This window comes from Bifidobacterium hominis (assembly GCF_040095915.1).
Taxonomy (GTDB): Bacteria; Actinomycetota; Actinomycetes; order Actinomycetales; family Bifidobacteriaceae; genus Bifidobacterium; species Bifidobacterium hominis.
In genome coordinates this window covers 79,356-92,112 of the sequence record NZ_JBBMFR010000001.1, presented here as the reverse complement: position 1 = coordinate 92,112, position 12,757 = coordinate 79,356, and the positions used below count along the sequence as shown (strand labels likewise).

The window sequence follows — 12,757 nt, the reverse complement described above, 5'->3', positions numbered from 1 at the left end:
AAAATCTTGCGATGTGTTCTAGCGATTGATTCTTGCGTTTACGTTTGCTTACGATTCATCCGCGCACTTTGCACCTGTCACAATGGCTGGTTGCCATGGTGTTTGGTGGTTTTACGCACGCGCTTCTTGCTGGAGAGCAGTTTGAGCGATTCGATGATGGTTTCTCGCGTTTGCTCGGGGTCGATCATGGCGTCGATTTCACCCATTTCCAGCGAAAGATTCGCGTTGACGGTGGTGCGTTCGTAATCGGCCACGTATTTGGCCCGGAGCGCTTCGACGTCTTTGCCTGAGTCTTTGGCTTTCTGCAGGTCTTTGCGGTGGATGATGTTCACCGCTCCGGCCGCGCCGAGCACTGCGATTTGGCTGGATGGCCAAGCGTAGTTGAGGTCGGCTCCAATGGCTTTGGATCCCATTACGATGTAGGCACCGCCGAAGGCTTTTCGCAGGATCACGGTGACCAGCGGCACTTGCGCGTTGGCGTAGGCGTAGATCACTTTCGCACCGCGGCGGATGATGCCCGCATGTTCCTGTTCGGCTCCCGGCTTGTATCCGGGGGTGTCCACCAAGGTGACGACCGGCAGGTTGAACGCATCGCACAAACGCACGAATCGTGCCACTTTTTCGGAGGAATCCACGTCGAGGATGCCCGCGTTGACGTTCGGCTGGTTGGCCACAATGCCGACCGGATGCCCGTTCACGCAGGCGAATCCCACCACTGCGGAGCATGCGAACAGCTCGTGCACCTGCACGAATTCGCCGTAGTCCACGATGCAGCGGATCACGTCGAGCACGTCGTATGGCTGGCGATCGTTGTCGGGCACGATGGTGGCGAGTCGTTTGGACACGTCACGGTCGGCGCGGGTTGCGGCGTACGCGTAGGTGGGCGGCTGCAGGTCGGAGTTGGATGGCAGGTAGGCGAGCACGGTTCGCGCGTAGTCGATCGCGTCGGCTTCGTCTTCGCCCAAATAGTGTGCCACTCCGGAGGTGGCGTTGTGCACATAGCCGCCACCGAGATCGTCCATGCTGATCACTTCGCCGGTGGCCGCTTTGACTACGTCAGGACCGGTGACGAACATGTTGGAGTTCTCGCGGGTCATGATGATCAGGTCGGTCAGCGCCGGGCAGTACACGGCTCCGCCCGCGCAAGGGCCGAGAATCAGCGAAAGCTGCGGTACGAAACCGCTGGCGTCACAGGTTTTACGGAACAGATGCCCGTATTGCGTCAGTGCGGCTACGCCTTCCTGAATGCGGGCGCCGCCCGAATCGATGAGCGCGATGATTGGCACCTTCAGGTCGAGCGCCTTGTCCATCAATCGGCAGATCTTGCGGCCTTCCGCAACGCCTAGCGTGCCGCCGCGCACGGAGAAGTCCTGCGCATAGACGGCGACTTTGCGCCCGAACACTTCGCCGAAACCGGTGATGACCGCCGCTCCCGCACGACCACCGTTGATGTCGCCGCCGCAGAATCGTCCGATCTCTTCAAAAGAACCGGTGTCGAGCAGCAGATCGAGACGTTCGCGCGCCGTCAGCTTGCCTTTGACGTGCTGGCGATTGCGTGCATGGTCTTCCGCTTCGTGCGCAAGTTGCGCCGCTCGCAGTACGGATGCGCGGATTGGCTGGGACGCGCCCGGCATGTCGGCCGCGGAGACGGCTTCGGCTGAGTTTTTGCCGAGTCGCTCCTGCTGTTCCATCACGATTTTCACGGCTTCTTTAACGGCCGGGCTTGCGATGATATCAGTCATCACTCACCCCCTTCCACAGTGTCGCCAACAGCGGTTCCGTCAGTTTGCTTCCCGTTACCGCTCGCGCCACTCGCTCCGGTCACATCGATGGTCATCAATGTTTCGCCGGCTTCCACGCCCGCCGCAGGCCCCACGAAAATCTTGGTGACGACGCCCTTGACCGGCGCGTACACGTAGTTTTCCATCTTCATGGATTCGAGTACGACGAGCAGGTCGCCCTTGGCCACCTGCTGGCCTTCGGCCACGTTGACGCGCGTCACGACGGCCTGCATCGGGCTTGCGATCACACCGGATTGGCCGTCGTCGCTTTGCTGTTTTTTCTGCGCATGATGCAGTCCCTGACCGCGCAGAGGCTGGATGGCACGTTTCGCGTCACGCGCTTTGGCACCGCCCGTCAGGTTGGCGACGATGTCGTTCGGCACGGTCAGCGACACTCGGCGATTGTTGACTTCGATAACGAAGGTTTCGCTGGATTCCTTCTTGTCGACGTCAAGAGAGCCCGTCGCGCCAGACACGGATGCCGGCTGCCCGCCTTGGGACGATGCGGCTGCTTTGTTGAGGTACTTGCGTTCCAGCCATTTGGTGCTGGCATCGTATGCGACACCGTGTTCGGCGGTGAATTCGTCGTCATTGAAGATCTGTTCGAACAGGCTTGCCGGAGTCGGCACGCCTTCCACTTTCAGTTCGCTCAATGCTCGGCGCACACGTGCCACGGCCGCTGCGCGGTCGGAAGCGGTGACCACGAGTTTGCCCATCATCGAATCGAATTTCGGCGAGATGGTGTCGCCTTCGACCACGCCGGAATCCACACGGATGCCCGGCCCGGACGGCCAACGCAGAGAAGTCAGCGTGCCGGAGCTTGGCGCAAGGTTCTTTGCCGGATCTTCGCAGGTCAGACGCAATTCGAAACTGTGTCCACGAAGCGGATGATTCACGGTCAATTCCCCGCCGTTGGCGATGGTCAGCTGCTCGCGCACCAAGTCGAGTCCGCAAACCTCCTCGCTGACGGTATGCTCAACCTGCAGGCGAGGATTGACTTCCAGGAAGTACACTTTGCCTTGTTCGGTCACCATGAATTCGCAGGTGCCAAGGCCTTCGTAATCGACCGCTTCGAACAGTCGGCGGGAGTAGGCTTCCAGCTGGTCGGTCACCTCGGAGGGAAGGAACGGTGCCGGAGCCTCTTCAACAAGCTTCTGATTGCGGCGCTGCACGGAGCAGTCGCGCGTGGAATACACGGTGAAGTTGCCGTGCGAATCACGACCGCACTGCGTTTCGACGTGACGTCCCTTGTCGATGAATCGTTCCACGAAATATTCGTTCAAATCACCGCCCTGCAGAGCGTCATGATTCATGTAGAAGCCGCGCAGCTCATCATCATTACGTACCAGCGTGATGCCTCGACCACCGCCGCCATCGGTACGCTTGAGCATCAGCGGATAACCGTGCGTGTGTGCGAAATCAAGCAGCAATCGCATGTCGGAAATTGACTGGGAAATGCCGGGAACCGGCGGAACTTTTGCAAAAGTCGCCACACGACGTGCGGTGATCTTATCTCCCAAATCCACGAGGGCTTTCGGATTGGGACCAACCCAAGCCGCGCCCGCGTCGATCACTTTCTGTGCGAATGTAGCGACTTCGGAAAGGAATCCGTAGCCGGGATGCACTGCGTCGGCACCGCTGCGCTGCAGAATGTCGATCAGCAGATCCTCGTTGAGATACGTGTCTTTGTATGTATCTCCGGAAAGCAGATATGCGTCGTCAGCCATCTGCACATATTGCGCATGGCGATCCTGTTCCGCGTACACCGCAACCGTGGGAATCCCCATCTCGCGTGCGGTGCGCACTACGCGAAGCGCGATTTCGCCGCGATTCGCCACCAAAAGTTTGTTGACATTTTTAGGCATAACGTCAAGTTTGGCCAAACGAACGAAAAATCGCGAACTCGTTTCCCACAAAAGACACGCAAACTTTTTGTAAGGCTCCACAAACGTTACCGAAACTCAGCAAGCCTACGATTGGGGGCATAAGTTGACAAATCCTGCATTTTCGTCACTTTTGCGATCGCCGTCATTTCGGCTGCCAATAATCGTCGATTCATCAACAGTAATGCAATCAAATTCAAGGAGAATTATCGTGCGTAACGCAATGCTGACGCTCAAGACCACACTGAAAACCGCTACCAGCGGCACTCTTGGATCCGTGCTCAAGCCCGCACTGTTCGCCGTGCTCATGTGGGCGGCTTCCGCGGCCGGCGCCGTGCCGATTCCGGGCACGCCCGTGCCAATCACCCTGCAGACGTTTGTGGTGATGCTGGCCGCGCTGATGCTGCCGTGGAAGCAGGCCGGCACCGCGATGCTCATGTATCTGGCGGCAGGCGCGGTCGGTCTGCCGGTGTTCGCAGGCGGCGCTTCCACCATGGCATTGGTCGGCCCGAGCGCTGGCTTCCTGATCGGCTTCCTGCCGGCGGCCGTCGTCACCTCGCTGCTCAAGGGCGAGGCCCGCACCGATTCGCTGAAGCACGGTGCACTGACCGCCGCACGTTATCTGTTCGCCTGCGTCGCCGGCTGCATTGTACTTGACTATCTACTTGGTTTCATCGTACAGTCCGCCATTACCGGCGTTGCGCTGCCGATCGTTGCGGTAGCTTCCATGGGATTCATTGCCGGCGACGCGGTCAAGGCCGTCATCGCTTCCGCCGTGGTAGCAGGTCTTGCCAAGCTGAAGTGAATAGAACGCGTTACGAACGTTTTCTCACTTGCCGAACACGCCCACATCGGCCGTGCTGACCTGATGCAACACGCCTTCCTGATCCTCAATGGTCAGGGAGGCGTCGTCGTTTAAGGCGACGGCCTTGCCCCGCAGGGTGGTTCCGTCCACGAAATGCGCTTCGCAAGACTTGCCAAGCGTCCAGCAGATCGGAATCATGGCCTCTCTGGCACGCACAGCCTCACGATGGGAATCCTCCTCAAAATCAGCCAACCGCGAGCGCAAGCCTCGCACCCAACGTGCGGCGATCGCATCGCGCATAACGGCAACATCCGGCAGATCGTGCGCAATCAACTGCAACGACGTGGCCTTGTCTATCGGCAACCGCTCCTGTGCGACGGCAAGGTTCAAGCCGACGCCGATCACAATGGCGACGCGATCCTCGCAACCCGCAATCGGCACCATTTCGGCGAGCATGCCACCGAGTTTCTGTCCATCCACGAAAATATCGTTCGGCCATTTCAATGCAATATCCTCGATATTCTCGTCAAAGCCGCCGCCGCAATCGCGTACCGCACCAACAATCGCCTCACGCATCTCGCAGCCGGCGATCATCTGCAGCCAACCATTGACGGACGAATCGCGCATAATCGAAACGGGCACGCTTACCACCAGCGACACGATGAACGACTCGCCGGGCACGCTCGTCCACGTATGGTCGAGCCGCCCGCGCCCGGCCGTCTGCTTATTCGCCGCAATGACCACGATTTCATGCCCGCTCCTCGCAGACTTCCCTGCATTCACGCCATTCGCGCTACTCGCACCATTCACGCCGTGCACACCGAACAGCAATCCCTCGTGCACCAAATCCGCGGCATACGTATTCGTGGATCCCACGGTGTCGAGCAACAGCACCTGATCCGCCACAGCACAAGTACGCGGCATAACCACTGCCGAATCCAAAATCGTCATCATTACTCCTTATCTACTGTGGCATGTTCGACGCAACGCAACAGCCAACGCAACAACCATGCAGCTGCTATTCGTCCTGCCGCACTTGGCTGGCCTCATGTTCGCTGACCACGTTCGCCTTGACCGTCTGCCGCGCATTACGCGACTCGCGCCAGAATTGCAGACATACGAAACCGAACACGAACGCGACCGGTAGCATATGCCGTTCGAAATTGTTGGCCGGAGCGGTGATCATCACTCCCATGAGCAGCAGCAAAGGCAAATGCCACGACAGCGAGCGCCACCGTCGCAGCACCACTTCGGCGGCGCCGACCAGCAGCATCAGCGTTACGTACAGGTTGCCGTGCGTCACCCAGCCGATCACGGGAATATTGCCCCATCCTTTGGCGAAACCGGCCACCGCATCGCGCCAATCATGGTTATACAGGTGGATCCACGCATTGCCGCTCTGCACGTAATCGTTGTTCACGTAGTAGTCCATCGACACGTACGGCATGTCGGTCACGTCGAAATAGCCGAAACACTCCGCGAAAAACGCGTCGAGCGCAATCACGGGATTCGCGACGACGATTTCAAGCCATGCCTCGTTGAAGTTCTTCATGTCGTCTTCGGTGACGGTACGCCACTTGTAGCTGACTTTTTTCGATTGGATGCCGGAGGATTTCACCGGGTCGGCGTCCTGCTGGGAGTATGCTTCGGCCATTTGGTCGAGGTTGAAGATGGGGTCGAGCTTTTTCGCCGCGTCCGCCGGAATGCCTTTTGGATTGTATTTGGCGACGCGCGCGATCTGCTGCAGTTGGATACCCCGGCTTTCGATCGGGTCGCCGCCGATGATGGCACCCGTGTTGGTGAGGAATATGATGCCGCCATGAATGAGGATGATCGGCAGCAGCAATGTCACAAGATAGGTTTTCCAACGCTTTCGATCATTGATGAGCGCCAGGATCAGAGCGAAGAGAATGATGTACCACGCGTATTTCGCACTGACGAGCATCACGCAGCTTGAGATGGTGAACGCCATGATCGAGCGTTTGCGCAGACGAGTCGGTTTGCCGTTGATGGTAGGCAGCGCTTTGATGTGCGTCATATGCAGTTCGTACCACACGCCGAACCACCATACGAATGCGAAAGCGAACAACGGCGATTTCGTCAGGGAAATCGTGGCGAACACCGCAAGAGGGCACACCATGAAGAACAGAAGTATCACGAATCGGGTTTTCGCACCGGCACGCAGTCTGGAAGGACGTGCCACAACGCCCGCTTCGGGATGCGTGTAATCGCGCATATTCCAGCAATCGTGGCGTTCCGGATGCGAGAAGTCGAATGTGCCGACGCCCAGCCTGCGCCACGGCAGGTTGAAGAATCGGTTGGCGGTCGCCGAACAGCAGAATGCGGCGAATAGCCATTGCAATGCGGCGAGCACCACAATGCCCGCATCGTTGGAGTCGGTGAAATAGCGGGAAACCGACGCCACCGCGCCGTAGAACACGGTGAGCACAACGTTATGCTGGTCGGTCAGGTACGTAGGATTATCCGGCCACATGTAATGCGCGGTCGGGTAGATATCCATGGGCACGAACGAGAAGAAGCCTATATACGGCTGCTTCAGACCCGTCCACTGGTTCAACGCCCAGCTGAATTCTCGGATTTGCGAACGTATGTCGGCGCCGAATGCGGCCAATAGCGTGGTAGGCACCCACAGCCAGCCGGTCACGAACACCAGCATGAGTTTCCACCAGCAGTCGGTGCAACGCGTAAGTTTGCGCCCAAACCATACGATCATCGCATGAAGGGCACGCCCTGGGCGACTGTGCGCGACGTCATGCAGGTGTCGCAACATAATGCCAAGCACAGTGGTGGGCGTTCCTGCGATCTCGTCGCATAGTCTTTCATGCCGACGTACGAAATATCGCGGAAGCACGCGACGGCCGCGTCCGAATCTGACCAGCGCGACGACAATCGAAAACCATACTGCGAAAGCGACCGCCAAATACAGCACGTTCAGCCAGCCGAAGTCGGAAAGTCCGCCACCGAACCAATACAACGGCCCGATGGCGCAACACCACGCCACCCACAGGCATGCCAGCACGGCCAGCGTCCAGCTGAGGAATGTGCCGACCTTTTCGCCACGCTTTCCGGTTTTTTTGACTTCGCTCATAAGCGGCATAATAGCGGCACTCCCCGAATGAGCCTCACCTTGTTGTCACCGCCTGTTCAGCGATTCGTTGGATAGGCGGCTACACTTGACACTTATGAACTCCGATCAGGCAGACATTCTCGACCTTCTGGCAGGGCACACCGACGATTCAACTATCGAGCGGCTCGCTTTCGAATGCCTGATGACGAATCTTACGGATGATCGCGTCGCCTCGTTGATGAATGTGCTCGGATGGCGCGGAAATTTCGATTGCTTTGCGATTGGCGGCACACCGAAGGTAAGTCCCGCCTCGGCTTCGCTTGTCGCGCGCAATGCGGTGCGTGATTTGGGTGGGGAGCACGCGATCGTCGGCACGTACGGCAGTTTTCTGCTGGTGCTGGTCTGCCAGATGGGGGCCGCCACCGCCGAGGTGACGTGCACGTCTGTCATTTCCGCGTTCAGCGAGGATGAGCCGGTGTATTTGAGTCCGGTACGTTCCGGTGTCATCGGCGCCTCGCATGTGTTGCGTGAAACCTTGTTCTCGTTGCAGGCCGCTCCCGCTTTGGCTTCGCCGTCCCGCCCATTGCGTGCCGACGAATTGCTGCCTGAGAGGGCACTTTTGGGCGATGACTACGCTCGTGAGGAGCTGTATCAGAACGTGTATCGGGTGCTTCATGGCGATAATCCCGACGATCCGACTTTTGTGACGGTTTCCACGTTTTTGAGGAACGGCAGTTCTTTGGAGAACACCGCGAAGGATTTGAACGTGCATCCGAATACGGTGCGCTATCGTTTGAAGCGTGCCGCGGAAACGACTGGTTGGGATGCGACCGATCCGCGCGACGCATACGTGTTGACGACCGCGCTTGCAATCGGCCGTATGCGCGATCGTTGAAATTACTTTTCTGTTTTTAATATCTGTCTGATATCTAGTTTCATTGAAATTCCTTGATATTCAGCGATTGCAGAATCATTATTTATTAAATGAGATGGATAATCACAAGATATATACGAAAAGACCCGCATCTCGCGTTGAGGCAGGATGCGGGTCTTTTGCAAGCTATATAGAAGCTATTTGCAAGCTATATTGCTCAGGCGATGACCGTCGGATCAACCGGGACGCCCGGGTTCATCGTGGAGGTGATGGTCGCCTTGGTGACGTAGCGGCCCTTCACGGTAGACGGCTTCAGACGCTTGATTTCGTCGGCAACAGCCTTGAAGTTCTCGTCGAGAGCCTGCTCGGTGAAGGAGAGCTTGCCGATGAGGAAGCTCAGGTTGCCGTTCTTGTCGACGCGGAAGTCGACCTTGCCGCCCTTGATGTCCTTGATGGCCTTGGTGACATCCATGGTCACGGTGCCGGTCTTCGGGTTCGGCATGAGGCCACGCGGACCGAGCACGCGGCCGAGGCGGCCGACCTTGCCCATCATGTCCGGGGTAGCCACCACGGAATCGAAGTCAAGGAAGCCGTCGGCGACCTTCTGCACGAGATCATCGTCACCGACGATGTCGGCGCCAGCCTCGAGAGCCTCGGTGGCCTTCGGGCCACGGGCGAACACGAGGACCTTGGCGGTCTTACCGGTGCCGTTCGGCAGGTTGACGGAACCACGGACCAGCTGGTCGGCCTTGCGCGGATCGACGTTCAGGCGCAGCACGGCCTCAACGGTCTGATCGAACTTGTACTCCGGCATGCTCTTGACGAGAGCGATGGCTTCGTTGGCGGTGTAAAGATTGTTGCGATCGATCTTCTCAGAAGCTTCGCGGTACTTCTTGGAACGCTTTACCATTTGTCCCTCTCCTCTCAGTCGGTAACCGTGATACCCATCGAGCGGGCGGTGCCCTCGATGATCTTCATGCCGGCTTCGACGTCGCGTGCGGACAGATCAGCCATCTTGATTTCGGCGATCTCACGGACCTGGGCCTTGGTGACGGAGCCGACCTTGTGGGTCAGCGGGTTTTCGGTACCCTTCTGGATGCCCGCAGCCTTCTTCAGCAGAGCTGCCGCCGGCGGGGTCTTCAGAATGAAGGTGAAGGAACGATCTTCGAAAACGGTGATCTCAACAGGGATGACCTGGCCCATCTTGTCCTGCGTGGCAGCGTTGTACTGCTTGCAGAAGTCCATGATGTTCACGCCATGGGAACCCAGTGCCGGGCCCAGCGGCGGGGCCGGGTTGGCCTTGCCAGCCTGAATCTGGAGCTTGAGAAGCGCCGAGACTTTCTTCTTAGGAGCCATTGTATGGTTCTTCTTTCTGTAGAAGCGGTGGTAGCGGCACCGGAGTAGGTCTCCCGCGTCCGGTTCCTTCCGCAACGTATATTGCTGTGCTGTGCTAGCGGATTCCGTACCCTCATTCAGGCACGCCAAACCCTCCAGACACAAGCCTTCCTATTATGCCCACTTCCCCCAGACAAAAAAAGACCCCGCACATTGCGGGGTCTTTCAAAATCCTTATTACTTACTGAAATTCAATAATGCGTGCGCCTTCACGGCAAGCTGCTCACTCCGCCTACAGACTGTCCACTGGATTGTCTGCTTAACGGCTCAGCGCAGCTAACGCTCCATTATTAAATTCAGGCTAGTTTCTCTACCTGGTTGAAGCCCAACTCCACCGGCGTGTCACGACCGAAGATGGACACGAGCACGGTGAGCTTCTGGGTGGTGGGCTCAACGTCGGAAACGACAGCTGCCATGGTGGTGAACGGACCGTCGGTAACGGTGACCTGATCGCCAACTGCGTAGGAGACTTCGAGGACGCGCTTCTTGTTGGCGGCTGGCTTGTCGCCAGCCTTCTTGAGCGCTTCGGAAGCAATCATCGGAGCCATCATGGAAACGACTTCCTTGCGGCTCAGCGGCGCCGGTTCCTTGGTTGGGCCGACGAAGCCGGTAACGCCTTCGGTCTCGCGAACGATACGACGGGCGTTCTCATCCGGAAGCATGCGAATCAGCACGTAGCCGGGAACACGCACGCGGGTGATGACCTTCTTGCCCTTTTCAGTGTGCTTTTCGACCTCTTCCATCGGCACTTCGATCTGGAAGATCTTGTCTTCCATGCCGAAGCTCGCCACACGGGATTCGACGTTGGTCTTCACGCGCTTCTCATAGCCGGAATAGGTGTGCAGCACATACCATTTGCCCTCGAGGGTGCGCAGGCTGTTGGAGAAGTCTTCGACGGCCTTGGCGCCGGCATCCTGCTCGTCGTCTTCCTCGCCCTCTTCGGACTCGTCGGAAGCGACTTCAGCAGTCGGCTCTGCCTCAACGGTCTCATCGGCAGTTTCCTGAACGCTTTCACCTTCGGCCGGTAGCGCCTCAACGGCGGCCACGGCCTCGAGATCAGCTTCGGGAGCCTCATCGAGGTTGTCGGAAAACACTTCGTCAGTCATGCAGTTTCACCTTCAAGTTGTTGATCAGCCGAAGATCCACAGGGTCAGCTTGCCCAGACCGAAGTCCATGCCGGTGACCAGTGCCATCAGGAGCAGCACGAAGATGAACACGGCGAGTGCCCAGAAGAACAGCTCTTTGCTGGTCGGGGTCACGACCTTGCGGAGTTCGTCGATAATCTGTTTGATGAACAAGCCAATTCGCATGAAGATGTTCGGCTTAATGGCCTTTTCGCTATTCTCTGCCTTCGCCATAATAATCCTCCGCTGAGCTTGTTGCAAGAAGCTTGGCAGGGAAGGCGGGACTCGAACCCACAACCTACGGTTTTGGAGACCGTTGCGCTACCAATTGCGCCACTTCCCTAGGTGTACTCTGCCGTTTCTACTTGCTGGCGAGGATTTTATGCGAAAAACCACGCAAGAAGTAAGCGGCAAAACTGCCAAGTCGAAATAATAGCGGGTATTTGCGACTTAGTCCAACCGGTTTTTGAAGAAACCTTTCAAAACCGCTATTTTCCAACGAAAAAAAGATTCGCACCCGGCATGTCACCGTGGTGCGAATCGTACGAAAAGTTTCAGTCAGGTCAGTATCAGGCTTCGACCCACTGCTTCATGCGTTTCATGCCCTCGACCAAATCGTCGTCGGCAAGCGCATACGAGAATCGCAGGTAGCCGGAAGCACCGAACGCTTCACCTGGCACGGCTGCCACATGGCCTTCGTCAAGCAATGCCGCAGCCAGCTCGGACGTGCTCGCATAGGAGGCCTTGCTTGTACCGAGTGGCTTGTTCAGCAGGGCGCTCACATCGGCGAACGCATAGAATGCACCGGTCGGAGTCGGGCAGTTCACACCCTCGATATCGTTCAGCGCGGCGACGATGGTCTGACGGCGCTTGTCGAAAGCCTCGCGCATCTCGTACACGGCATCGAGCGAGCCGGATACGGCCGCGATTGCGGCGCGCTGGGAGATATTGTTCACGTTGGACGTCATATGCCCCTGCAGCTTGGACGCGGCCTTGGCCACGTCGAGGGGAGCGATCATCCAGCCGACACGCCAGCCGGGCATGGCATACGTTTTGGCCACGCCGTTGAGCACCAGCAGCTGACCACGCACTTCGGGCACTGCAGCGCCGACATACGTGGTTTTTGCGCCATCGTAGTTGAGATGCTCATAGATTTCGTCGGAAATCACCCACACATGATGTTCCACAGCCCATTCACCGATCGCTTTGACGGTTTCCGGCTTCCACACGGCACCCGTCGGATTGTTCGGCGTGTTCACGATGATGGCTTTCGTACGTTCGGTACGCGCTTGTTCGAGATCTTCAAGACTTGGTTCGAAATTGCGGTCGGCGCCGGCGAACACTTCGACAGGCACGCCTCCGGCCAGTTTCACCGCTTCCGGATAGCTCGTCCAATACGGCGTCGGAATGATGACTTCGTCGCCTTCGTCAAGCAGGATTTGGAATGCCGAATACACGGCCTGCTTGCCGCCGTTGGTTACGATAACCTGGTTCGGATCGACTTCGTAACCGGAATCGCGCAACGTTTTTTCTGCGATTGCCTTACGCAGTTCCGGCAAACCTGCCGTTGGAGTGTAACGATAGTTTTTCGGATCCTGCACCGCTTCGGCCGCAGCCGCGACGATCGGAGCCGGAGTCGGGAAATTCGGCTCGCCCGCGCCAAATCCAATGACGTCGATTCCTTCGGCTTTCATCGCTTTCGCTTTGGAATCAACGGCCAGAGTAGCGCTCGGAGCCACGTGGTTAATACGTTCGGAAAGAGTCTGCCAGTCAGCCATAGTCATGCTTGCCATGCTAACTCTCCCAC

General features: G+C 57.8%; 11 protein-coding genes and 1 tRNA gene. 2 read left to right on the top strand and 10 right to left on the bottom strand.

The genetic code is table 11. The features are described 5' to 3' along the window. Positions 1-77 precede the first annotated feature (77 nt). Together WMO36_RS00420 and WMO36_RS00415 are read right to left on the bottom strand one after the other, a co-directional pair. Positions 78-1,691: an acyl-CoA carboxylase subunit beta gene (locus WMO36_RS00420; RefSeq protein ID WP_260846023.1), complete on the bottom strand. Its 1,614-nt coding sequence runs from the start codon at positions 1,689-1,691 to the stop codon at positions 78-80. Positions 1,692-1,741: 50 nt separating this feature from the next. Then, entirely contained in the window at positions 1,742-3,646 is a 1,905-nt protein-coding gene (locus WMO36_RS00415; RefSeq protein WP_144164489.1) for an ATP-binding protein, read from the bottom strand. Between the two features lie 241 nt (positions 3,647-3,887). Here WMO36_RS00415 and WMO36_RS00410 point away from each other — a divergent pair, with 241 nt between their 5' ends. Further along, positions 3,888-4,469, top strand: coding sequence for a biotin transporter BioY (locus WMO36_RS00410; RefSeq protein WP_164519384.1), 582 nt, complete (start codon positions 3,888-3,890; stop codon positions 4,467-4,469). A gap of 24 nt (positions 4,470-4,493) precedes the next feature. On the opposite strand, the gene WMO36_RS00405 is transcribed toward WMO36_RS00410, so the two are convergent. Then, positions 4,494-5,423, bottom strand: a complete 930-nt coding sequence (locus WMO36_RS00405) for a biotin--[acetyl-CoA-carboxylase] ligase (protein WP_349076398.1) — start codon at positions 5,421-5,423, stop codon at positions 4,494-4,496. A gap of 64 nt (positions 5,424-5,487) precedes the next feature. Further along, complete coding sequence (locus WMO36_RS00400; protein WP_349076397.1) at positions 5,488-7,587, bottom strand: DUF6020 family protein; 2,100 nt, start codon at positions 7,585-7,587, stop codon at positions 5,488-5,490. Positions 7,588-7,672: 85 nt separating this feature from the next. Between WMO36_RS00400 and WMO36_RS00395 the strand changes: the two genes are divergently transcribed. Next, complete coding sequence (locus tag WMO36_RS00395; RefSeq protein WP_099571011.1) at positions 7,673-8,452, top strand: PucR family transcriptional regulator; 780 nt, start codon at positions 7,673-7,675, stop codon at positions 8,450-8,452. A 196-nt stretch (positions 8,453-8,648) separates the two neighbouring features. On the opposite strand, the gene rplA is transcribed toward WMO36_RS00395, so the two are convergent. The 6 genes from rplA to WMO36_RS00365 all read right to left on the bottom strand — a co-directional run bounded on the left by rplA (position 8,649) and on the right by WMO36_RS00365 (position 12,743). Next, complete coding sequence (rplA, locus tag WMO36_RS00390; RefSeq protein WP_004220116.1) at positions 8,649-9,341, bottom strand: 50S ribosomal protein L1; 693 nt, start codon at positions 9,339-9,341, stop codon at positions 8,649-8,651. Positions 9,342-9,355: 14 nt separating this feature from the next. Next, entirely contained in the window at positions 9,356-9,787 is a 432-nt protein-coding gene (rplK, locus tag WMO36_RS00385) for a 50S ribosomal protein L11 (protein ID WP_022245020.1), read from the bottom strand. A 335-nt stretch (positions 9,788-10,122) separates the two neighbouring features. Then, complete coding sequence (nusG, locus tag WMO36_RS00380; RefSeq protein WP_099594873.1) at positions 10,123-10,932, bottom strand: transcription termination/antitermination protein NusG; 810 nt, start codon at positions 10,930-10,932, stop codon at positions 10,123-10,125. Positions 10,933-10,956: 24 nt separating this feature from the next. Next, complete coding sequence (gene secE, locus WMO36_RS00375) at positions 10,957-11,184, bottom strand: preprotein translocase subunit SecE (RefSeq protein ID WP_144164485.1); 228 nt, start codon at positions 11,182-11,184, stop codon at positions 10,957-10,959. 33 nt (positions 11,185-11,217) lie between these two features. Beyond that, positions 11,218-11,293, bottom strand: a tRNA-Trp gene (locus tag WMO36_RS00370). 226 nt (positions 11,294-11,519) lie between these two features. After that, positions 11,520-12,743, bottom strand: coding sequence for a pyridoxal phosphate-dependent aminotransferase (locus WMO36_RS00365; protein ID WP_349076394.1), 1,224 nt, complete (start codon positions 12,741-12,743; stop codon positions 11,520-11,522). Between the last annotated feature and the right edge of the window lie 14 nt (positions 12,744-12,757).